The following is a 20,825-nucleotide window of genomic DNA, read 5'->3' as shown; positions in this document are numbered from 1 at the left end:
GAGCGGGTCGTCAGGCGGCCATGTCGGCGAGCTCGGTTGTCGGTACGTCGGTCCGCACCGGCTCGGTGGGCCGGGACCGCCGGTCCGCCACGCCGGACAGTACGGCCAGCGCCAGCGCGCCGACCGCGACCGCGGCACCGACCCAGGCGGTCGAGGCGTACCCGAGGCCGCCGGCGATGACCAGCCCGCCGAGCCACGGCCCGATCGTGTTGCCGGCGTTGAACGCGGACACGTTGACCGAGGACGCCAGCGTCGGCGCGGCTCCGGCCAGCGAGAAGACCCGGCCGTTCATCGACGGCGCGCACGCCATGCCGAACAGCCCGAGCCCGAACGCGAGTGCGACCGCGGCGATGGTCGACCCGGCGAACAGCGCCAGCGACGCCAGCACCAGGATCGTCCCGGCGAGCGCCACGTACAGGGTGCCGAGCTGCCGGGCGTCGGCGAACTGGCCGGCGAGCGTGATGCCGACCAGGTTGCCCAGCCCGAACAGCAGCAGGACGCCGGGGATCAGCCCGCTCGGCACGCCGGCGACCCGGGTCAGCAGCGGCGTCAGGTAGCTGAACACCGCGATGAACCCGGTCTGTACCAGCGCCGTGGTGGCGAGCGCGAGCCACAGCCGGCCGCTGCGGAACGCGGCCAGCTCGCCGCGCAGGTTGGGCCGGTCGGCCGGGTCCGCGGAGTGCCCGCCCGGTACCACCTTGAGCACGCCGACCAGGCCGATCCCGGCGAGCCCGGCGACCACCAGGAACGCCGCCCGCCAGCCGAGGTGCTGGCCGACGAGGGTGCCGAACGGTACGCCGATGATGTTGGAGACGGTCAGCCCGCCGACCATGACGGCGAGCGCGCGGGTGTGCGCGCCGGCCGGGGCCAGCTTGACCGCGGTCGCGGCGCCGACCGCCCAGAACGCGGCGGTGGCGAGCGCGGTGAGCACCCGGGCGCCGAACAGCATCGGGTAGTTCGGTGCGATCGCGGCGAGCACGTTGCCGGCGATGAACACCGCGAGCGCGCCGGTCAGCGTGACCTTGCGGGGCAGCTTGAGGGTGGCCGCGGCGAGGATCGGCGCGCCGACGAGCATCCCGATCGCGAAGCCGGAGATGAGCAGCCCGGCGGTGGGGATCGACACGTGCAGGTCGCCGGCCACCTCGGGTAACAGCCCGGAGATGACGAATTCGCTGGTACCTAGGGAAAAGACGCTCAGCGCGAGGATGTAGACCGCGAGCGGCATGGCGGGTCTCCCGAAGACAAGGATTTTTGGACTGATCGTTCTAGTACGCGGCCGTCGTTGGCCGCCAAGGGTTCTCGGTCGGGGTCGCCCGGCTCGTGCGTTGCCCGGGCGGATCGGGTCGTTGCTGGTGGGTGGGGGTTCGGTGCCGGCTACATGGCGGCGAGCGCCACGTTCGCGGCGTGCCGCATCGCCGTGTCGGCCACCCCGCCCCGCGCCATCACCTGCAGGCCGGCGATGGTGGCCTGGACGAAGTCGGCCAGCTCGTCCGGCGACGATCCGGTGCGGATCTCGCCGGCCGCCTGACCGGCCTCGATGGCACATCGAAGCTCGCCGCGCAACGACGACATCCCGCGCAGCGCGCACGCGGTCAGCTCGTCGTCCCGGCCGGCGAGCTCCACCACCGAGCTGACGGTGAAGCAGCCGTCCGACCCGGCCGTGATGATCGCGTCGAACAGCGCGCGCAACCGCTCCGGTACCGGGGTGTCGGCGTGCAGCAGGTCGACCAGCTCGCCGGTCTGCCGCTCGGTGTACCGGGTCAGGGACCGCTCGAACAGCTCCCGCTTGCTGCCGAACGTGTGGTAGATGCTGCTGCGGCACAACCCGGTGGCGTCGCACAGGTCCTGGGTGGACGTGGCTTCGTAGCCACGATCACGAAAGGCCTGCGTCGCGGCGTCGACCGCCTCGTCGACGTCGAACTCCTTGGGTCGTCCCACCCCGAGGACGGTACCGGTACTAGAACGGGCAGTCCACTATTCCCGCCGGCGACCCTCGTCACCTCGAAGCCCGGTGTCGTCGAGCGAGCCGGTGCGGTGCGACTGGTGGGCGGCACCGAGGGCGGCGACGAGCGATTCGGCGGCGATGGGTCCGAGCCGCAGAACGTGCCGGGTGTGGACGAAGCTTGTGCACACGAGCCGTTCGCACCCGAGGGGGTTGCCCGTGTCGGACATTCCGCGCAGCACCGACGTCCTGATCGCCGGTGCCGGACCGGTCGGTCTCACCCTGGCCACCGTGCTCGCCGCCGCCGGCGTCGACACGGTCGTCGTCGACCAGGCGGCCGAGGCGGCCGACACCTCGCGGGCCGCCGTCGTGCACGCCCGCACGCTGGAGGTGCTGCGCGAGATCGACCTCGCCGACGAACTCGTCGCGCAGGGCATCGTGGCCCGGCGCTTCACCGTGCGCGAGCGCGACCGGGTACTGCTGACCGTCGACTTCGGCGAGCTGCCGACCGATTTCCCGTTCGCCCTGCTGGTCCCGCAGGACGTGACCGAGCGGGTACTCACCGCGCGGCTGCGCGCGGCCGGCGGTGACGTGCACCGCCCGTACCGGCTGACCGGGCTGGATGTCGACGCCGCGAGCGTGCGCGGCACGCTGGCGAGCGGCGAGACGGTGCGGGCCCGGTACGTGGTGGGTTGCGATGGCATGCACAGCTTCGTCCGGGGGCGGACCGGCATCGAGTTCACCGGCGACAGCTATCCGGAGTCGTTCGTCCTGGCGGACGTGCGGCTGTCCTGGTCCGAGCCGAACGACCAGGCCATCTTGTACCTCTCGGCCGACGGGGTGACGGTGGTCGCGCCGCTGCCCGGCGGCCGGCACCGGATCGTCGCCACCGTCGACGAGGCGCCGGAGAAGCCCAGCCTGGCCGACGTGCGGGCGCTGCTCGACGCCCGCGGGCCCCGGCGGCACCCGGCCCGGGTGGACGAGATCGCGTGGAGTTCCCGGTTCCGGGTCCACCATCGGCTCGCCGCGCACTACCGGTCCGGCCGGCTGCTGCTCGCCGGCGACGCGGCACACGTGCACAGCCCGGCCGGCGGTCAGGGCATGAACACCGGCATCCAGGACGCGGTGACGCTCGGCCACAAGCTCACGGCCGTGCTGCGGGACGGCGCCGCCGAGACCGTCCTGGACGAGTACGAGGCGGAGCGGCGCCCGGTGGCCGAGGAGGTGGTGGCGTTCACGCACCGGATGACCCGGGTCGCCACCGTCGGCTCGGCACCGCTGCGCGGGGTCCGCAACACCGCGCTGCGCGCGCTGGACCGGATCCCGGCGGTGCACCGGGCGATGGCGATGAACCTGTCCGAACTGGCGAACCGCCCCGCCGCGGAGCGCTGACCCGGCGGGCGACGCCCCGGCGCGTACGGGGGTCGCCGGCGCGGCCCGGCGCCGCCGGGGCGATGCGCCTCCGCGGGTACGGAGTGGGCCATGTCATGGCCGGATCCGCCGCGCCGGGACAAACCTCAGGTTGAGCGGAATAGACTCAACTCTTGCCCGGTTGCACCAAGGGATGCGCCAGAACTCCGTCGGCCGGCCCCGGGGCACTGGCGCAAGGCCGTGAGAACCGAAGTCTGCTGCGGGGAGAGCATGAACGTCGAACGCCTGACCACCAAGAGTCGTGAGGTCATCGCCGCGGCCGTGTCCGCGGCGACCGGCAAGGGGCACGCCACCGTCGAGGCCTGGCACCTGCTGGATGCGCTGCTGTCCACCGAGGGGTCGACCGCGACCGCGCTGCTGCGGGCCGCGGGCGCCGATCCGGGCCGGGTGGAGAGCGCCACCCAGGCCGCGCTGGCGAAGCTGCCGACCGTGTCCGGCAGCAGCATCGCCGAGCCCACCGTGTCCCGGGAGATCGTCAACACGATCAACGCCGCCGAGCAGATCGCCCGGCCCCTCGGCGACGAGTACCTGTCGACCGAGCACCTGCTGGCCGCGCTGGCCCGGGTGGGCGGCCAGGTGACGCAGGCGCTCACGGACGCCGGCGCCACCGAGGAGAACCTGGTCGCGGCGTTCCCGGTGGTCCGCGGCGGCGACCGGCGGGTCACCACGCCCGACCCGGAGCAGACGTACAAGGCGCTGGAGAAGTACGGCATCGACCTGACCGCGCAGGCCCGCGAGGGCAAGCTCGACCCGGTGATCGGCCGGGACGCCGAGGTGCGCCGGGTGGTCCAGGTGCTGTCCCGGCGCACCAAGAACAACCCGGTGCTGATCGGCGAGCCGGGCGTCGGCAAGACCGCGATCGTCGAGGGGCTGGCGCAGCGGGTCGTCGCCGGTGACGTGCCGGAGAGCCTGAAGAACAAGCGACTCGTCTCGCTGGATCTCGGCGCGATGATCGCCGGCGCGCAGTACCGCGGGCAGTTCGAGGAGCGGCTCAAGTCGGTACTGGAGGAGATCACCGGCTCCGAGGGCCAGATCATCACGTTCATCGACGAGCTGCACACCGTCGTCGGCGCCGGCAAGGCGGACGGTTCGATGGACGCCGGCAACATGCTCAAGCCGATGCTCGCCCGCGGTGAGCTGCGGATGGTCGGCGCCACCACGCTCGACGAGTACCGCGAGCACATCGAGAAGGACCCGGCGCTGGAGCGGCGGTTCCAGCCGGTGCTCGTCGGCGAGCCGAGCGTCGAGGACACCGTCGGCATCCTGCGCGGCCTCAAGGAGCGGTACGAGGTGCACCACGGGGTGCGGATCACCGACGCCGCGCTGGTGGCCGCCGCCGCGCTGTCCGACCGGTACATCACCGACCGGTTCCTGCCGGACAAGGCGATCGACCTGGTCGACGAGTCCGCGTCCCGGCTGCGGATGGAGATCGACTCCCGGCCGGTCGAGGTGGACGAGATCGAGCGCGCGGTGCGGCGGCTGGAGATCGAGGAGATGGCGCTGTCCAAGGAGGACGACGACGCCTCGAAGCAGCGGCTGGAGAAGCTGCGCCGCGAACTCGCCGACAAGCGCGAGCAGCTGACCGTGCTGAACGAGCGCTGGCAGAACGAGAAGCAGCACATCTCCGCCATCTCCGAGACGAAGGAGGAGCTCGACCAGATCAAGCGCGAGGCCGAACTGGCCGAACGCGACGGCGATCTCGGCCGCGCCTCCGAGCTGCGGTACGGGCGGATTCCGGAGCTGGAGAAGAAGCTCGCCGACGCGGGCCAGGAGCTGGCCGAGCTGCAGGCCAACGGCGCGATGCTGAACGAGGAGGTCAGCCCGGACGACATCGCCGACGTGGTGGCGTCCTGGACCGGCATCCCGGCCGGCCGGCTGATGGAGGGCGAGACGGCCAAGCTGCTCCGGATGGAGGAGGAGCTGGGCAAGCGCGTGATCGGCCAGGCCGAGGCGGTCGGTGCCATCTCGGACGCGGTACGCCGCGCGCGGTCCGGCATCGCCGACGAGAACCGGCCCACCGGTTCGTTCCTGTTCCTCGGCCCGACCGGGGTGGGCAAGACCGAGCTGGCGAAGGCGCTCGCCGACTTCCTGTTCGACGACGAGCGGGCGATGGTCCGCATCGACATGTCCGAGTACGGGGAGAAGCACTCGGTGGCGCGGCTGGTCGGTGCCCCGCCCGGCTACGTCGGGTACGAGGAGGGCGGCCAGCTGACCGAGGCGGTGCGGCGCCGGCCGTACTCGGTGGTGCTGCTGGACGAGGTGGAGAAGGCGCACGCCGACGTGTTCGACATCCTGCTGCAGGTGCTGGACGACGGCCGGCTGACCGACGGCCAGGGCCGCACGGTCGACTTCCGCAACACGATCCTGATCCTCACCTCCAACCTCGGTTCGCAGGTGCTGATCGAGCCGACGCTGGCCGAGGAGGAGAAGAAGCAGGCGGTGCTGGCACTGGTGCGCGAGCACTTCAAGCCCGAGTTCGTGAACCGGCTGGACGACGTGGTGGTCTTCCACGCGCTGGACACCAGCGAGATGCAGGCCATCGTGGACATCCAGGTGGCCCGGCTGGCGAAGCGGTTGACCGACCGCCGGCTGACCCTGCACGTCGCCGACGACGCGCACAAGTGGCTGGCCGAGCACGGCTACGACCCCATGTACGGGGCTCGTCCGGTGCGCCGGCTGATCCAGACCGCCATCGGCGACCAGCTGGCGAAGGAGCTGCTCGCCGGCGCGGTGCGAGACGGCGACACCGTCTCGGTGCGTACCGCCGAGGACGGCTCCGGGCTGGTCGTGGCCCGGGCCTGAGCACCACCGCGAAACGCCGGAGCGGCATGCCGCCGCTCCGGCGTTTGCATGCCTCGCCTACGGTCCCATCGAACGGCGGTGGTGGTGCGTCCACCGACAACCCAGGACAAATGGGGAGGCGGGATGTACGGCGCGGCATACTCGACGCCGCCACCACCAGCGCCCGGCCGGCCGGTCCAGGTGATGGCCGGTGCCCTGGCGGTGTTCGGGGCGGCGGCCATGACGCTGGCCGAGACCGTGTTCGAGATCCTGATCTTCCAGGACTTCAGCCGGCTGGACACCAGCGGCGAGCTGGCCACCGGCCTGCAGCCCTACCTGATCCTGACGATCGTGCTGAACATGCTGGTCACGATCGGGCTCGGGCTGGCCGCGCTGCTCACCATCCGGCGCCAACAGGTGGGGCGGATCCTGATCTGGTCGGTCGGCGGGTTGTGCGCCGCGCTGCGGCTGTGCTGCCTGTCCGGGATCGGCATGTTCGGCGCGATCAACGCGGCGGTGGGCAGCGCCGCGTCCGACTCGGACACGTCGATCTCGCAGCTCGCACCGGGATGGGAGATCGCCGGTTCGGCCATCTTCGGGATCCTCGCGCTGGCGGCCGTGACGGTCGCGATGATCATGGTCGGGCTGCGCCCGGTCGGTGCCTGGTTCCGCGCCGCCCGGCCCGCCGCGCCGGTCCCGCCACGGCAACCGTACCGACCGTACGGATATTGATCGCCGTGTCCCGGTACGGTGGGCGCACCAGAGACAGAGAGGTCCGATGATGTATCCGCCACCATCCGTGCCGCCCGCGGCGCCAGGATTCTCCACCGCGGCGGGTGGTCGTCCGATCACGGTGACCGCCGCCGTGGCGTGCATGCTCGCCGCCGTCGTGGTCAACCTCGGGCAGGTCGCGGTCTCGGTGCTGGCGATCACCCGGATCGGCGACTGGATGGCGGCTCAGGGCCTGTCGCAGAGCACCGTCGACTCGGCCACCAACGTGTTCAAGGTCGCCCAGGTCATCTCGATCATCATCTACCTGCTGCTGAGCATCACGATCGTGGTCCTCGCGCTGGGCAACCTGCGCGGCAAGCGGGGCACCTGGATCACCACGTTCGTGATCTCCGGCCTGTTCGTGGTGTGCGGGTTCTGCGGCGCGATCGGCAGCCTGTCCAACACGGCGACCACCTCGAACATCGACACCAGCAGCATGATGCCCGGCTGGTACATGCCGGTCTCGATCGTGCTCGCGGTCCTGCTGGTGCTCTGCCACGGTGTGGCCATCGTGCTGCTCGCGATCAAGCAGTCGAGCCAGTACTTCGCCAAGAAGGTGCCGGGTGGCCCGGCCCCCTCGTATCCGGGCAGCCCGGCCGGTGGCTACCCGGCGGCGCCCGACCCGGGCTACGGCACCGCGCCCAACCCGTACGGCGACCAGACCGGCTACGGCGACCCGGGTTACGGTGCCGGCCCGGGCTACGGCGCCCCGCCCGCATCCGGCCCCGGTTACGGTGGCCCGCCGGCGTCCGGCCCCGGTTACGGTGGCCCGCCCGCATCCGGCCCCGGTTACGGCGCCCCGCCCGCATCCGGCCCCGGTTACGGTGGCCCCCCGCAGTCGGGTCCCGGTTACGGCGGTCCGCCGCAGTCGGGTCCCGGTTACGGCGGTCCGCCGCAGTCCGGCCCCGGCTACGGCCCGCCGCGCTAGGGGGCGACGACGATGCCCACCGCACTGGTGACCGGCGCGACCGCGGGGATCGGCGCGGCCTTCGCCGACCGGCTCGCCCGGGACGGCCGCGACCTCGTCCTGGTCGCCCGGAACGAGCAGCGGCTCGCCGACACCGCCGCCGAGCTCACCCGGCGGTACGGCGTGGCGGTCGAGGTGCTCGCCGCCGACCTGTCCACGGCGGAGGGGTGCGGCGCGGTCGAGGCACGGGTCGGCGATGCCGACCGGCCGGTCGCGCTGCTCGTCAACAACGCCGGCATCTCCCTGCACAAGCCGTTCACCAGCAACAGCGCCGACGACGAGGAGCGGCTGCTGTGGCTGAACGTACGGTCGGTGCTGCGGTTGACGCACGCCGCGCTGGCGGTGATGGTGCCGCGCCGGTCCGGCGCGATCATCAACGTCTCGTCGGTATCGGGCTTCGCCGCGGTGATGCCGGGCTCGACCTACCCAGCCAGCAAGGCCTGGGTCACGAACTTCAGCGAGTCGATCGGAGCGGCGGCGCGCCGGCACGGCGTCCGGGTGATGGCGCTCTGCCCCGGCTACACGCACACCGAGTTCCACGACAGCGCCGGGATCGACATGACCGGGCTGCCGAGGTTCGCCTGGCTCGAGGCCGACCAGGTGGTCGCCGAAGCGCTGCGCGACCTGCGCCGCGGCAAGCTGCTCAGCGTCCCGTCCCTGCGGTACAAGGCGGCCGCGGTCGTGCTGAGCCGGCTGCCGCGCGCGGTGCTGCACCGGCTGCCGAGCGCCGGGGGCAGCCGCACCAGGGAGTGACCCGTACCGGTTCTCGACGGTGCGGCGCCGGCCGGTCGGCGTGCCTCGGCCGGGCGCCGGCAGCAGGCGTGGCCAGGGGCTCTAGGCTGTGGCCGTGTCGGATCGGGAGAACCTGCGTCAGCTGATCAAGGATCTGGCCGTGGTGCACGGCCGGGTCGTGCTCTCCAGCGGCCGGGAGGCCGACTACTACGTCGACCTGCGCCGCATCACGCTGCACCACGCCGCGGCGCCGCTGGTCGGCCGGGTGCTGCTCGATCTCACCGCGGACTGGGGGTACGACGCCGTCGGTGGGCTGACGCTCGGCGCCGACCCGGTCGCCACCGCGGTACTGCACGCGGCCGCCGGCCGCGGGCACGGGGTCGACGCGTTCGTGGTCCGCAAGCAGGGCAAGGCGCACGGCCTGCAGCGACGCATCGAGGGTCCGGACGTCGCCGGCCGGCGGGTGCTCGCGGTCGAGGACACCTCCACCACCGGCGGCAGCGTGCTGGACGCGGTCGAGGCGTTGCGGGCCGAGGGGGCCGACGTGGTCGGGGTCGCCGTGGTCGTCGACCGCGGCGCCGGCGACGCGGTCCGCGCCGCCGGCCTCGAGTACCGCGCCGCCTACTCCCTCGCCGACCTCGACCTGGCCTGACCGGCACGGCCCTGCCCGTGCGCGGGGACTCCCCCGCGGGAGGCCGAGGCATGCCAACGGGAGTGCCGATCCGCTGCCGCCGGGCTACGGCCGCCGGAGCGCCGGATCCGCGGTGAGGGTGCCGGCGTCGGCGTCGAGTACCGCCCGGGTGCCCAGCGGGACGGTCACGCGCACCGCGCCGTGGCCGATCGGCAGCCCGCCCAGCACCGGTACGCCGAGCCGGTGCAGCCGGTCGGCGAGCACCTCGGGTACCGAGGGGTCGGTGCCGGGGCAGTCGGTGAACTGGCCGACCGCGACGCCGGCGAGGCCGTTGAGCAGGCCGGCCCGCTCCAGGTGCAGCAGCATCCGGTCCACCTTGTAGGCGGGCTCCGCGATGTCCTCCAGCAGCAGTACGGCGCCCGTCGGGTCCGGCGCGTCCGGGGTGCCGAGGGTCGCGGCGAGCATCGCCAGGTTGCCGCCGAGCAGCCGCCCGGCGGCGCGCCCGGCGGTGGTCACCGCGGCGGTGGACTCGGCCGGGTCGGCCGCGAGGCGTACCGGCGTGGGGTCGAACAGGGCGGTGTGCAGCGCGGCGACGGTCATCGGGTCCGGCTCGGTGCGTAGCGCGAGCGCCGGGCCGTGCAGGGTGGCCAGCCGGGCGCCCCGCCACAGCGCCAGGTGCAGCGCGGTGATGTCGGAGAAGCCGAGCACGATCTTCGGGTCGCGGGCGACCGCGGCCGTATCGATCCCGGCGACGATTCGTTGGCTGCCATAGCCACCGCGGGTGCACAGCACGGCACGTACCGCGGGGTCCGCCAGGGCGGTGTTCAGGTCGGCGAGCCGGTCGCGATCGGTACCGGCGACCAGGCCGTCCCGGTCGTACGCGTGTGCGCCGACAGTGACGGACAGTTTCCATTCGCGGAGGAGCGCGGCACCGCGCTCGACCTGTTCGCGGGACACCGGTCCGGCCGGCGAGATCAGTACGACCTGGTCACCTGGGGCGAGGGGGGTGGGCTTGAGCGGCAAGGAGTCGTCGGGCACCCGCACAGCCTAGATATGTCGCTCCGCTGGCCGTTACCTACCGCAGTCGGCGGCGTTAACGCTATAGGTACCGGCAAATATTCAAGATGTTGAATGTCCAGGGGGATGAGGGCACGTGACCGCTGTGCTCACCGAGACCGTACCGACCGCTCGCTCGCCGCTCACCGGCGAACCGCTGGCGGCGGCCGAGGCAGACCGCCTCGCCGGCCTGCTCAAGGCGCTCGCCGACCCTGCCCGGTTGCGGCTGCTCAGCCTGATCCAGGCGGCGCCGCGATGCGAGGCGTGTGTCTGCGACCTGATCGGTCCGCTCGGGCTGAGCCAGCCGACGGTCAGCCACCATCTGCGAGTGCTCACCGAGGCAGGCCTGCTGGAGCGGGAGAAGCGCGGGGTCTGGGCCTACTACCGGATCGTGTCGCCGAATCTGAGCACCGTGGCGAGCCTGATCGCGCCGCCGCGCCGGCGTCGCAGCCCGCGCCCGCGTACCGCGTCCTGACCAGCTGGATGTGCCCGGGCCGGTGGGGGCGCCGGCCCGGGTCTTGCTGTCCGGCGGGATGTTCGCGGGCGTGTTGCCGCCGGCTCGGTCGCTGACCTCGCCAGACGCGGGTCAGGATCGGATCGCGAGGTAGGCGGCGACCAGGAGGGCCAGTACGCCGATCGCGCCGAGCGCCATGATGATCAGCAGGATCGGCAGCGCGCGGCCGCCGCCCACCGGGACCCGGCGGGCGGTGTACGGCGCGGCGATCGGTCGCGGCGCCGCCGTGTACGGCCGCCCCTGGTAGGCGGGCATCGCCGGCAGGTCCCGGCCGGGCCGCGCCGGTGGGCGCAGCTGCCCGGTCTGGTGCGTGGGCAGCGGGCCGGTGCGCGCCGTCGGCTCGACCGGCCGACCGGTGTGATCGACCCGCGGCTGCTGGCCGGTGTGCGCGACCCGGGGGAACTGGCCGGTGTGCCGAGCCGGGCCGGAGACCGGCGGGAGCGGATTCGTCGGCGACTCCACCACCCGCGGCAGCTGCCCGGTGTGCCGGCTGCCGGCGGGCCCGGCCGGTGCCCGGTATCCGGGCGGCGCGGCTCCCGGAGGCGGCCCGGGGGCCGGCGGCATCGCCCGGCCGGCCCGCGGGATCGATCCGGTGTCGGCCGTGGTCCGCGGGATCGATCCGGTGTCGGCGTGTGCTGGGCGCCCGTCGGGCCCGACCCGGGGGATGGCGCCGGTGTCGGCGTGGACGGGGCGTCCGTCCGGCCCGACCCGGGGGATCGATCCGGTGTCCGCGTGGACGGGGCGTCCGTCCGGCCCGACCCGGGGGACCGCGCCGGTGTCGGTGGCGCGCGGGATCGAGCCGGTGTCGGTACGGGTGGGGATGTTGCCGGTGTGCCGGCCCGGCGCCGGCGGCCGCACGGTACTGACCAGCCGGTCGAACACGCTGCGCACGCCGATGGTGCCGGCCGCGTCGAGGCTCGCCACCCACGGCTGCTCGCCGGACAGCTCGACTCCGGCGAACTCCTCACCGGCCGGGGCGTGCGACCGGGCCCACTGGTACGCCTCGGTCAGCGCGCCGCGCAGCGAGTCGTCGTGCACCGCGGACGGGCCCATGGTCAGGATCGTGACCGCCCGGCCCTGCTCGTCCTGGCCGCGGCAGATCTCGAACCCACCGTGCACCCGGACGGTGGTGACACCACGGAACGGACCGACGTCGCGTCCAGTGGGTTCCATCGGCTTCTCCGGCGTACCGAGGGTGAGTCTGCGGCTCGTTTCCCGACACACCGTCTCGGGCCGCGAGCTCCGGTCCGGCTCAGCGTACCCGGCCGGATCCGGCGCCGACCGCCGCGCGGCCGTGGCCCCGTTCGCGTACCGTCACCGGCGGGTCGCGGGCTGCGATTCGGTGTCGTCGTCCCGGGTCTGCGCGGCGCCGCCGCGGCGCCGCGCCAGCAGCCGCTTGCCCAGCTCACGCAGCATCGGCAGCAGCGCGATCAGCACGATCGCCGCGATGATCGGCAGCAGGTACTTGTCGATGATGCTCGGCGGGATCACGCCGGCGGTGCGGTTGCCGAGCAGGATGATGCCGTCGGTCCAGATCACGCCGCCGACCACGTTCCACAGCAGGAACTTCTGCCACGGCATCTCCAGGATGCCGGCGACCGGGTTCAGGAACGCGCGGACCACCGGGATGAACCGGGCCAGCACGACGGCCTTGGCCGGCCCGAACTTGTTGAAGTAGTACTCGGCCCGGTCCACGTACTGCGCCTTGAACAGGCGGGAGGCGGGCCGGTCGAACATGGCGCGGCCGAACCGGGCGCCGAGGAAGTGGCCGAGCTGGGCACCGGCGATCGCCGCGACCGGCACCCCGATCAGCAACGCCGGGAGGGACAGCTGGGTGCCGAGCAGGTGCTCGGCGACGGCGGAGCTGGCGATGCCGGCGATGAACAGCATCGTGTCGCCGGGCAGGAAGAACCCGAAGAACAGACCGGTCTCGGCGAAGATCACCGCATAGACGCCGACCAGCCCGAACGTGTCGATCAGCGACTTCGGATCGAGGAGGTTGACCGCCAGCGGCTCGCTCGCCGCCCTGGTCAACTCGAGGTGCCCCACTCGGGCGACCCTACCCGGCGCGAAGATCGGTTCACGCCTCGGCCGCGAGATGTGCGGGCGATCCCACACGCCGGGGTCGCCGCGCCTTCAACCCCGGTACCAGCAGCGCCACCAGTACCCCGAACACCAGGTACCCGCAGATCACGAGCAGGTGTGCGGTGATGTGGTGGGAGTCGAAGTAGGAGACGTTGCGCACCGTCTGGGTGGCGGCGCCGGTGCCGATCCACGGCCCGATCGCGCGCCAGAACGCCGGCAGCATCGGCCACGGGAACACCCCGCCGGAGCTCGGGTTGCCGAGCACCACGAACACCGCGATCGCGATGCCGATGCCGATCACCCCGGCCAGGACCTGCATCGCCATCGTGAACGCCGCCGCGGAGAACACCAGCAACGCCCCGATCCACCACAGCTGTCCGACGGTGGCCGGCAGCGCGTGCAGTACCGGGCCGACGACGATCGCGCCGCCGACCCCGGCGGCGATCGAGTACACCGCCATCGCGAGCAGCCGGATGAACGCCCGGCGCAGGTTCGCCGGCCGGGTACCGGCGGAGACGCCGAGCATCGAGGCGACCAGGTAGCCGCCCACGCTCCACGCCACGACCAGGTAGAACGAGCTCAGCTCCTCGAAGTCGTCGGCCGGCAACGGCTTGACGTCGGTCACCGACAGCCGCAGCCCGGCGCGCGGCGCGACCGCCGTCATCACCCGCTCCAGCGCCTGCGACATCGACGGTCCGGCGGCGCTCGCCACGATCAACCGGGCGGTACCGCCGCCGCTCGCCGCCGGCGTGACCACCAGCGCCCCGTCCGCGTCCCGGGTCGTCACCTGGCGCCGCGCGGTCGCCGCGTCGGACACGGCACGGGCCTCGACCGGCTCCCCCGGCAACCCGTTGAGCTGCGCCAGCAGCGGTCCCGCCGACCGGCTCGGTGCCGCCACGGCCAGGTCGATGTGGTGCGGCTTCGGGTGGTGCAGCGCGCCCATGTAGGACAGCGCGAACGCCAGCATGAGCAGGAACACCCCGACGCACAGCAGCGCCGAGCGCGGCGTGACCGCGTCCTTCCAGTCCCGTACCGCCGCCCGGTCCCGGTGGGTGGTCGCCCTGCCGGCGGCCGGCGTGGCTGCGCCTTCCCCGGTGGGCTCGGCGCCGGCGGTCGGCGCCGGCTCGCCGTCGGGCGTGCTGTCGTTCGTACCGTCGCGTTCGTCCATGGCGCCCCCCGGAGTGCGGCTGTTCCCCGCAGTTTCTCCCGCCGGTACGCGGCATGTGCGTGGTTTGCCCAGAGTGCCGGGCCTAACCGTCCAGGAAGATCGGGTTGGTCAGCGCCGCCATCGAACCGTACGGCAGGGCGGCGTCGGCATCGGCGTGCCGCACCTCGGCGCGGACGTAGCTGGTGTAACGCGCGGTGGTGCGCCACTCGACCGGGCCGGGCAGCGGCGCCGCATGCACCAGGCCGCGGTCGGTGACCAGCCGTACGGTGCCGGCCGGCACTCCGGTCACCGCCAGCCGGACCGTCACCGGCGCATCCGGCGCGACCGCGAGCCGTTCGCCGATCCCCGCGGTACGCCCGTCCGCGGTCGCCGCGAGCGACACGGTCACCGCGGCGTCGTCCGCCAGGTACGAGCGGCCGGCGGCCAGGCCCGCCTTGATCCCGGTGGCGGACAGCGCCTCGGCGTGTACGACCGTCTGCGGCAGGCCGACCACGTCGCCGTCCCGGTGCGCGTCGCTGTTGCCCATCGCCGGGAGGAACCGGCCGGCGACCAGGGTGCCGTCCCAGGTGGCGAGCGCCGCCTCGTTGCCGATCGACCACGGGCCGTTCCACACCTCGACCGCGTCGGCCTGCTCGTAGCCGAACTTCCACGAGCACGCCACGCACTGCCCGTACGGGTGGGCCGGCACGACGAGGCCGCCGAGCTCGCGCACCCGCGCCGCGTGGTCGGCGAACACGCCGTCGGCGGCCCGGTACCGCCAGTCGATCCAGGAGCCGGGCGGCAGGCCGATGGCCAGGCAGTGGCCGTTGCGGGTGGTGATCTCCTCGCCGGTGAGGATCAGCAGGTCGTCGCCGGCATGCTCGCCCCAGATCCGGTGCGAGGCGGGCGTGTTGTGCTCGCTGGAGTTGATGAAGTCCAGCCCGCGGGCCCGCGCGGCGGCCGCGACCTGCGCCGGGGTGCGCCCGCCGTCGGAGTAGACGGTGTGCAGGTGGCAGTCGCCGCGGTACCAGCCGGGGCCGCGCCCGGTGCTCGCCGGCGGGTGGTGCACCGCCGGCTCACCGACCACCGGCGCATCGTCGAACGTCACCTCGACCGTGTAGTCGAGCCCGCCCGGCGCCACCGTGTACGGACCGAGCACCACGTGCCAGCGGCCCGGCTCGACCGGCCCGGGCAGGTAGCCGGGCGTGGCGTCGGCCGCCGACAGCTCGAACCGGTCGCGCGCCCCGCCGGACCAGCCCCGGAACCCCGTATCCAGGCCGCGCTGGTCGAAGATGCCGGCGTCGCAGGCGTTGCCGACGGTGCCCGCGGCCAGCGGCGGCCGGTCGTACGAGTACCGGACGGCGAGGCGGGTGGTGCCGGCCGGGACGTCGACCGGCAGGTACACGTAGTCGGCGGCGCCGGGGTCGAGATGCCCGGTGTACACGCGTTTCTGCACCGCGCCAGTCTGCCGTGCCCGCCCGCCCCCGCCGCAACCCCGCCGTCCGGCCGCCGTCCCGGCGAGGCGCGCCCGGCCATTCCCGTGGCAGTCCGTCATCCCGGATCCGGCGCAGCCCGCCGTCGCGGGCGCGGCGCATCGTGCTCACCTGCCGGGACTGTGGCGTTCGTCCGCCGGTCGACCGCGGGACGGAGGTTTCCGGCATGATCCGAGCCATGCGAATTCGAGCACTCCTCGCTGCCTCCGTCACCGCACTCGGTACCGTCGCCGCCGCCGTGCCGGCGGCCGCCCACCCCGGGCCCGGCCGCCACGACGCCGGTGCCTGCTCGCCCTTCGTGTCGTTGCGCGGCTTCTCCGACGCGCTGGACAAGCGGAAGTTCGGCGATGCGCAGGTCGGCGAGCTGTCCGGCCTCCAGTACGACGGCTCGCACCTGCTGGCCGTCAGCGACACGTCCGCGCTCTGGACGCTGACCCGGCCGACCAGCGGGCTCGCCACCCGGCCCGTCGGGTACCAGCCGCTGGCGGACGAGCACGGGAACGCGATCGACTCCGAGGCGATCGCCGTGGACCGGGACGGCACCCGGCTGATCACCTCCGAGGTCGAGCCGTCCGTCCGGCGGTACGACCGGCACGGCAACGTGCTGGCCAGCCTGCCGGTGCCGGACCGGTTCCGGGTCGCGCCGGCCGGCGAGGCCGAGGAGAACGCCACCTTCGAGGGGCTGACCCTGCTGCCCGGCGACCGGTCGCTGATCGCGTCGATGGAGTCGCCGCTGTCCGGTGACGGCACCGACGCCGACGGCAACGGGCTCAACCGGTTCCTTCGCTGGGACCGGCGGCACGGCCGGTTCGAGGTCGCCGCGCAGTACGCGTTCACCGTCGACGCCGGCCTGCAGATCTCCGACGTGCAGGCGATCTCGCCGACCCGGCTGCTGGTGCTGGAGCGCGGCTGGCAGCAGGGCTACGGCAACACGATCCGGCTGTACGAGGCGGATCTGGCCGGTGCGCAGGACGTCACCGGGGTGCGCAGCCTGGCCGACACGACCGTCCGGCAGGCGCGCCGGCGGCTGCTCGCCGACATCGGGCAGTGCCCGAGCGACGGTGCGACGGCCAAGCAGCCGCAGCCGAACCCGCTGCTGGACAACATCGAGGGGATGGTCTTCACCGGCCGCCACCTGCGGGACGGCCGGCGGGAGCTGTTGATGGTCTCGGACGACAACCTGTCCGACGAGCAGATCACCCGGCTGTACTCGTTCTCGGTCCGGGTCTGAGCCGCCGCCGGGCGGTCCGGGTCCGACCCGCACCGCCCGGCAACCGCCTGCGGTTCACGACACCGGGCGTACCGCCCGGCCGCGGCTCCCGGCGGCACCGGGCGTACGCCTGCTCGCGGCTCCCGGGCCACCGGGCGTACTCCTGGTGGCCCGGGTTCATGGTGCCGAGGACGACAGTTCGTTGCCCTGGTCGCCGCCAGCCAGCACGATCCGGAACTCGCCGCCGCGCTGCGCGACCGGTTCGCGGTGCGGCCGGTGGTCCGCCGGTCAGGGCGCGATCGTGGCCGGGGCCGCCGCCGGTACCCGGGCGGTCGCGGTCCTGCGCACCGCCAGCGCGGTCAGCGCGAGCGCCACCAGCACGAACCCGACCTGCCCGACCAGATCGACGCCGTGCTTCGGCTGCGCCACGAAGCCGACCACGCAGTACACCAGCAGGGCGCCGAACGCCGGCGCGAACGCGTGCCGGGCCGTCCAGCCGGTCCGCCGGGACCAGGCGACGAGCAGCGCCGCGACGGCGACGTAGAGCACCAGGTCGATCGGGATCGGCCAGCCACCGGGCAGGCCGTGGTTCGCCAGCTCGAACACCGCCCCGGCCACCGCCGCGAGCAGCGCCACCAGCCACGGTGCCGGCACCCGGCCGGTACCGGTGCGCCGGCGCCGGTCGACCCGCGGGAACAGGAACGCGACCACGATGCACAGCGCCGTCCCGATCGCGGTCAGCGCCACCTGCCCGACCGACAGCTCGTACGCCGGGAAGGACGGGAGACCGCCGCGGAACGTCCCGTGGACGGCGGCGACCCCGCCGACGAAGACCACCGCGGTCACCGCCAGGCCGACCCGGCCGAGCCACGGCCCGGTGCCGCGCCGCGCGTACAGCGCCTCGGTGAGGGCGATGGAGGCGCCCATGCTCCACACCACGTGCAGCGTCAGGACGAACAGCCACCAGGTCCAGCCGATCCCGAACAGGTTGCCGGGTTCGAGCAGGTGCAGGCCGGCGAACCTGGGGTTGAACAGGCTCATGTCCGCGAACCCCTCCTCGACCAGCCCGTACGCGGCGGCGAGCGCCAGCATCGTCGGCCAGCCGCGGCCGGTCCGCCGGGTCACCTCGCGCACCAGCACGGCCCCGGCGCCGTACATGGCGGCATCCACCGGGTAGGCGTACGCCGCGCTCAGGGTCGTGTTCCCGAGCAGGAACTCGCCCACGAACGGGGCCAGCAGCACCAGCACCCACGCCGGTGCGATTCGTCGCCACATCTCGATCACCCTCCGCCGAAACGATCGAGCCCAGCCTCGCCCCGCGACACCCATCCCGGGCAGAGTCGTCGATCCGGACTCGGCCGGTACAAATGTCCTGCCCGGCGATGCCTGGTCCGCGTGGCGGCAGCGGACTAGCGTGGGACCGATGGGGAGCACCGAGGTCGACCTCGACCCGCCGCGCCGCCGCGGCCCCGGGACGGCGCCGGCCGGTGCCGGCAGATCGGACGAGGCCGCCGATCGGCTCAGCCTGGACGACCCGTTCACGGTGGCCACCGACTACTGGCACCAGCTGCCGGACGGCCGGATCCAGTGCGACGTGTGCCCGCGCGCCTGCAAGCTGCACGAGGGGCAGCGCGGGCTGTGCTTCGTCCGCGGCCGGGTCGACGACCAGATCGTGCTCGCCTCGTACGGGCGGTCCTCCGGGTTCTGTGTCGACCCGATCGAGAAGAAGCCGCTCAACCACTTCCTGCCCGGCACGCCGGTGCTGTCGTTCGGCACCGCCGGCTGCAACCTGGCCTGCCGGTTCTGCCAGAACTGGGACATCTCCAAGTCGCGCGAGATCGACACGCTGACCTCGGCCGCCGGCCCGGAGGCGCTGGCCCGCGCCGCCGAGCAGCTGGGCTGCCGCTCGATCGCCTTCACGTACAACGATCCGACGATCTTCCTGGAGTACGCGATGGACGTCGCGGACGCCTGCCGGGACCGCGGGATCAAGGCGGTGGCGGTGAGCGCCGGCTACATCAACGAGACGGCGCGCCGGGATCTCTACGCGCACATGGACGCGGCGAACATCGACCTGAAGGCGTTCAGCGAGCGGTTCTACCGCAAGGTCACGTTCGGCAAGCTGGACAACGTGCTGGACACGCTCGATCACCTGCGGGAGACCGACGTCTGGTTCGAGGTGACGACGCTGCTGATTCCCGGCCAGAACGACTCGGACGACGAGATCGCGAGGCAGTGCGACTGGTTCGCCGAGCACCTCGGTCCGGACGTGCCGCTGCACTTCACCGCGTTCCACCCGGACTTCAAGATGCGCGACATCCCGCGTACCCCGCCGGCGACGCTGCGCCGGGCCCGGCGGATCGCCCGCGAGCGCGGCCTGCACCACGTCTACACCGGCAACGTGCACGACGCCGACGGCCAGACCACGTACTGCCCGTCCTGCGGCGAACCGGTGATCGTTCGCGACTGGTACGTGCTGGGCGACTACCGGTTGACCGACGACGGGCACTGCGTCCACTGTGGAGCGTCGATCGCCGGTGTGTTCGACGGCCCGCCGGGCGACTGGGGCTCCCGCCGGCAGCCGGTCCGGCTGGTCGAGCGCGGCGGCCTCGGCCCGCACGACCGCCGCGCCGCCGCTCCGTCGCCCGCCTCCGGTACCGGCGGTGTCCGGTGACGGTGCGCCCGCCGGCGGTGGCCGGGAAGTTCTATCCGAGCGACCCGGACACCCTGCGTGGCCTGGTCGACTCGCTGCTGGCCGGCGTCGAGGTGCCGGCCGATGAGGCGCTCGCCCCGGCGTACGTGGTGCCGCACGCCGGGTACCGGTTCTCCGGCCCCACCGCCGCCCAGGTGTACGCGCGGCTCGCCGCGCACGGCGAACGGATCGCCCGGGTACTGCTGATCGGCCCGGCGCACTTCGTCCGGCTCACCGGCTGCGCGGTGTCCACAGCGGACAAATGGGCCACCCCGCTGGGCGAGATCCCGCTCGACGCCATCGGCCGCAACACCCTGATCGAGGCCGGCGCCGCGGCCGCGAACGACGAGCCGCACGAGCCGGAACACTCGCTGGAGGTACAGGTTCCGTTCCTGCAGGCGGTGCTCATGCCGGGCACCCCGATCCTGCCGGTGGTGGCCGGGCCGACGCCCGCGGACGCGGTGGCCGACCTGCTCGCCGCCGGTATCCGGCGTTCCGGCACCGTGCTGCTGTGCTCCACCGACCTGTCCCACTACGAGCCGGACGCGCAGGCGCGCGAGCAGGACGCGGCCACCATCCGTGCGGTGACCGAGCGGGCGCCGGACCGGATCGGGGTGCGGGACGCCTGCGGCGTGTTCGGCCTGCGCGGCCTCACCGCGCTCGCCGCCCGGGCGGGCTGGACACCGCGCCTGCTCGGCTACGCCACCTCCGCCGACACCATCGGCCCGCCCGACCGCGTCGTCGGCTACGCCGCCTTCACCTTCTGCTGAGCCTGGCCAGCGACCCGAACGATCGGTCCGGACCGCAAGCCTGCCGGAATTGTCGCGACAACGTCAGCGGTAGTCGTCGGGGTCGTCGGGGACCGCGCGAGCCTGTTCCAGGCTGTCGTCGACGGGCGTCTCCAGGCCGATGTCCGGCGTGGGCTCGTCCTCGTCGGCGGGCTCGGCGGGCCGCTCGTCGTCCGGCGAGTCGGCGTCCGGCGCCTCGATCCGCGCGGCAAGCGGTGTCTCGCCCGGACGGTACTCGCTCGGGTCGCGCTCCTGGTCGGGTGCCAGTTCCGGCTCGGTCACCGCGTCACCTCCGCAGATCGGTTCGCCGGCGCGTGCGCGCCGGGGCGGGTATCCGCCGCTGTCGCTGCGTGTGCGCCTCAACCGTAACCGGGTCCCCGGCCGCCCGCAGCGCCTCACCGAGGTACCGGCCCCGGCGCGTACTCCGCGTCACCGCGCCGCGGGCGGAGGCCACCGCGCCACCGGGGTCTCGCGGTCGCGGGGGCCACCGGGCCGTCCGGTCTCCGGCCTGCGGGAGGCTGCCGGGGCATCCGGGTCTACCGGCCGCGGGAGGACACCGGGCCGTCCGGGTCTCCGGGCCGCGGG

Annotated in this window: 19 protein-coding genes; 10 read left to right on the top strand and 9 right to left on the bottom strand. The window is 73.5% G+C overall.

Annotated features, from left to right (window positions below):
* Positions 1-10 precede the first annotated feature (10 nt).
* Positions 11-1,225, bottom strand: a complete 1,215-nt coding sequence (locus Asera_RS04725) for a Cmx/CmrA family chloramphenicol efflux MFS transporter (protein WP_035298471.1) — start codon at positions 1,223-1,225, stop codon at positions 11-13.
* Positions 1,226-1,374: 149 nt separating this feature from the next.
* A complete protein-coding gene (locus tag Asera_RS04720; protein WP_030449212.1) occupies positions 1,375-1,938 on the bottom strand; it encodes a TetR/AcrR family transcriptional regulator in 564 nt (187 codons plus the stop codon).
* A 223-nt stretch (positions 1,939-2,161) separates the two neighbouring features.
* On the opposite strand from Asera_RS04720, the gene Asera_RS04715 reads away from it, so the two are divergent.
* The 6 genes from Asera_RS04715 (at position 2,162) to pyrE (ending at position 9,276) form a co-directional block, all read left to right on the top strand.
* Positions 2,162-3,334, top strand: coding sequence for an FAD-dependent oxidoreductase (locus Asera_RS04715; protein ID WP_030449210.1), 1,173 nt, complete (start codon positions 2,162-2,164; stop codon positions 3,332-3,334).
* A 249-nt stretch (positions 3,335-3,583) separates the two neighbouring features.
* A complete protein-coding gene (gene clpB / locus Asera_RS04710; protein ID WP_030449209.1) occupies positions 3,584-6,175 on the top strand; it encodes an ATP-dependent chaperone ClpB in 2,592 nt (863 codons plus the stop codon).
* A gap of 123 nt (positions 6,176-6,298) precedes the next feature.
* Positions 6,299-6,886: a hypothetical protein gene (locus Asera_RS04705; RefSeq protein ID WP_030449208.1), complete on the top strand. Its 588-nt coding sequence runs from the start codon at positions 6,299-6,301 to the stop codon at positions 6,884-6,886.
* A 46-nt stretch (positions 6,887-6,932) separates the two neighbouring features.
* Positions 6,933-7,853, top strand: coding sequence for an MFS transporter (locus tag Asera_RS04700; protein WP_211255772.1), 921 nt, complete (start codon positions 6,933-6,935; stop codon positions 7,851-7,853).
* Between the two features lie 12 nt (positions 7,854-7,865).
* Positions 7,866-8,645, top strand: a complete 780-nt coding sequence (locus Asera_RS04695) for an SDR family NAD(P)-dependent oxidoreductase (RefSeq protein ID WP_030449206.1) — start codon at positions 7,866-7,868, stop codon at positions 8,643-8,645.
* Positions 8,646-8,739: 94 nt separating this feature from the next.
* Positions 8,740-9,276 carry an orotate phosphoribosyltransferase gene (pyrE, locus tag Asera_RS04690; protein WP_030449205.1) on the top strand — a complete coding sequence of 179 codons (537 nt, stop codon included), beginning with the start codon at positions 8,740-8,742 and terminating at the stop codon, positions 9,274-9,276.
* Positions 9,277-9,360: 84 nt separating this feature from the next.
* Here pyrE and Asera_RS04685 read toward each other — a convergent pair whose 3' ends face one another.
* A complete protein-coding gene (locus Asera_RS04685; protein ID WP_030449204.1) occupies positions 9,361-10,293 on the bottom strand; it encodes a S66 peptidase family protein in 933 nt (310 codons plus the stop codon).
* A gap of 115 nt (positions 10,294-10,408) precedes the next feature.
* Between Asera_RS04685 and Asera_RS04680 the strand changes: the two genes are divergently transcribed.
* On the top strand, positions 10,409-10,786 hold the full coding sequence (locus Asera_RS04680; protein ID WP_051802928.1) for an ArsR/SmtB family transcription factor: 378 nt from the start codon (positions 10,409-10,411) through the stop codon (positions 10,784-10,786).
* A gap of 111 nt (positions 10,787-10,897) precedes the next feature.
* Here the strand turns inward: Asera_RS04680 and Asera_RS04675 are convergent, their stop codons facing one another.
* The 4 genes from Asera_RS04675 to Asera_RS04660 all read right to left on the bottom strand — a co-directional run bounded on the left by Asera_RS04675 (position 10,898) and on the right by Asera_RS04660 (position 15,513).
* On the bottom strand, positions 10,898-11,998 hold the full coding sequence (locus Asera_RS04675; RefSeq protein ID WP_035298454.1) for a hypothetical protein: 1,101 nt from the start codon (positions 11,996-11,998) through the stop codon (positions 10,898-10,900).
* A 141-nt stretch (positions 11,999-12,139) separates the two neighbouring features.
* Positions 12,140-12,874, bottom strand: coding sequence for a DedA family protein (locus Asera_RS04670; RefSeq protein ID WP_244843738.1), 735 nt, complete (start codon positions 12,872-12,874; stop codon positions 12,140-12,142).
* A 31-nt stretch (positions 12,875-12,905) separates the two neighbouring features.
* Positions 12,906-14,078: an ABC-2 transporter permease gene (locus tag Asera_RS04665; RefSeq protein ID WP_211255771.1), complete on the bottom strand. Its 1,173-nt coding sequence runs from the start codon at positions 14,076-14,078 to the stop codon at positions 12,906-12,908.
* An 82-nt stretch (positions 14,079-14,160) separates the two neighbouring features.
* Positions 14,161-15,513: a CehA/McbA family metallohydrolase gene (locus tag Asera_RS04660; protein WP_035298452.1), complete on the bottom strand. Its 1,353-nt coding sequence runs from the start codon at positions 15,511-15,513 to the stop codon at positions 14,161-14,163.
* Positions 15,514-15,728: 215 nt separating this feature from the next.
* Here Asera_RS04660 and Asera_RS04655 point away from each other — a divergent pair, with 215 nt between their 5' ends.
* Entirely contained in the window at positions 15,729-16,781 is a 1,053-nt protein-coding gene (locus Asera_RS04655; protein ID WP_030449199.1) for an esterase-like activity of phytase family protein, read from the top strand.
* A gap of 267 nt (positions 16,782-17,048) precedes the next feature.
* Here the strand turns inward: Asera_RS04655 and Asera_RS04650 are convergent, their stop codons facing one another.
* Positions 17,049-18,035, bottom strand: coding sequence for a hypothetical protein (locus Asera_RS04650; RefSeq protein WP_035298469.1), 987 nt, complete (start codon positions 18,033-18,035; stop codon positions 17,049-17,051).
* A gap of 148 nt (positions 18,036-18,183) precedes the next feature.
* On the opposite strand from Asera_RS04650, the gene amrS reads away from it, so the two are divergent.
* On the top strand, positions 18,184-19,434 hold the full coding sequence (amrS, locus tag Asera_RS04645) for an AmmeMemoRadiSam system radical SAM enzyme (RefSeq protein ID WP_084132671.1): 1,251 nt from the start codon (positions 18,184-18,186) through the stop codon (positions 19,432-19,434).
* The gene (gene amrB, locus Asera_RS04640; RefSeq protein WP_030449196.1) at positions 19,431-20,222 is read left to right on the top strand and encodes an AmmeMemoRadiSam system protein B; all 792 of its coding nucleotides are present in this window, start codon (positions 19,431-19,433) and stop codon (positions 20,220-20,222) included. The genes amrS and amrB overlap by 4 nt, the downstream gene beginning before the upstream one ends.
* 63 nt (positions 20,223-20,285) lie before the next feature.
* On the opposite strand, the gene Asera_RS04635 is transcribed toward amrB, so the two are convergent.
* Positions 20,286-20,522 (bottom strand): hypothetical protein, encoded by a 237-nt coding sequence (locus tag Asera_RS04635; RefSeq protein ID WP_030449195.1) that lies wholly within the window; start codon positions 20,520-20,522, stop codon positions 20,286-20,288.
* Positions 20,523-20,825: the final 303 nt, after the last annotated feature.

This window comes from Actinocatenispora sera (genome assembly GCF_018324685.1).
Taxonomy (GTDB): Bacteria; Actinomycetota; Actinomycetes; order Mycobacteriales; family Micromonosporaceae; genus Actinocatenispora; species Actinocatenispora sera.
The sequence above is the reverse complement of the archived record's forward strand: the minus strand, read 5'-3'. Positions and strand labels throughout refer to the sequence as shown.

What these genes read in the sequence shown, in the direction of transcription:
- Asera_RS04725 (WP_035298471.1), bottom strand. Translation starts at nt 1,225, where the DNA reads ATGCCGCTCGCGGTCTACATCCTCGCGCTGAGCGTCTTTTCCCTAGGT.
- amrS (WP_084132671.1), top strand. Translation starts at nt 18,184, where the DNA reads ATGGGGAGCACCGAGGTCGACCTCGACCCGCCGCGCCGCCGCGGCCCC.
- Asera_RS04695 (WP_030449206.1), top strand. Translation starts at nt 7,866, where the DNA reads ATGCCCACCGCACTGGTGACCGGCGCGACCGCGGGGATCGGCGCGGCC.
- Asera_RS04650 (WP_035298469.1), bottom strand. Translation starts at nt 18,035, where the DNA reads ATGTGGCGACGAATCGCACCGGCGTGGGTGCTGGTGCTGCTGGCCCCG.
- Asera_RS04705 (WP_030449208.1), top strand. Translation starts at nt 6,299, where the DNA reads ATGTACGGCGCGGCATACTCGACGCCGCCACCACCAGCGCCCGGCCGG.
- Asera_RS04700 (WP_211255772.1), top strand. Translation starts at nt 6,933, where the DNA reads ATGATGTATCCGCCACCATCCGTGCCGCCCGCGGCGCCAGGATTCTCC.
- Asera_RS04665 (WP_211255771.1), bottom strand. Translation starts at nt 14,078, where the DNA reads ATGGACGAACGCGACGGTACGAACGACAGCACGCCCGACGGCGAGCCG.
- clpB (WP_030449209.1), top strand. Translation starts at nt 3,584, where the DNA reads ATGAACGTCGAACGCCTGACCACCAAGAGTCGTGAGGTCATCGCCGCG.
- Asera_RS04655 (WP_030449199.1), top strand. Translation starts at nt 15,729, where the DNA reads ATGCGAATTCGAGCACTCCTCGCTGCCTCCGTCACCGCACTCGGTACC.
- Asera_RS04675 (WP_035298454.1), bottom strand. Translation starts at nt 11,998, where the DNA reads ATGGAACCCACTGGACGCGACGTCGGTCCGTTCCGTGGTGTCACCACC.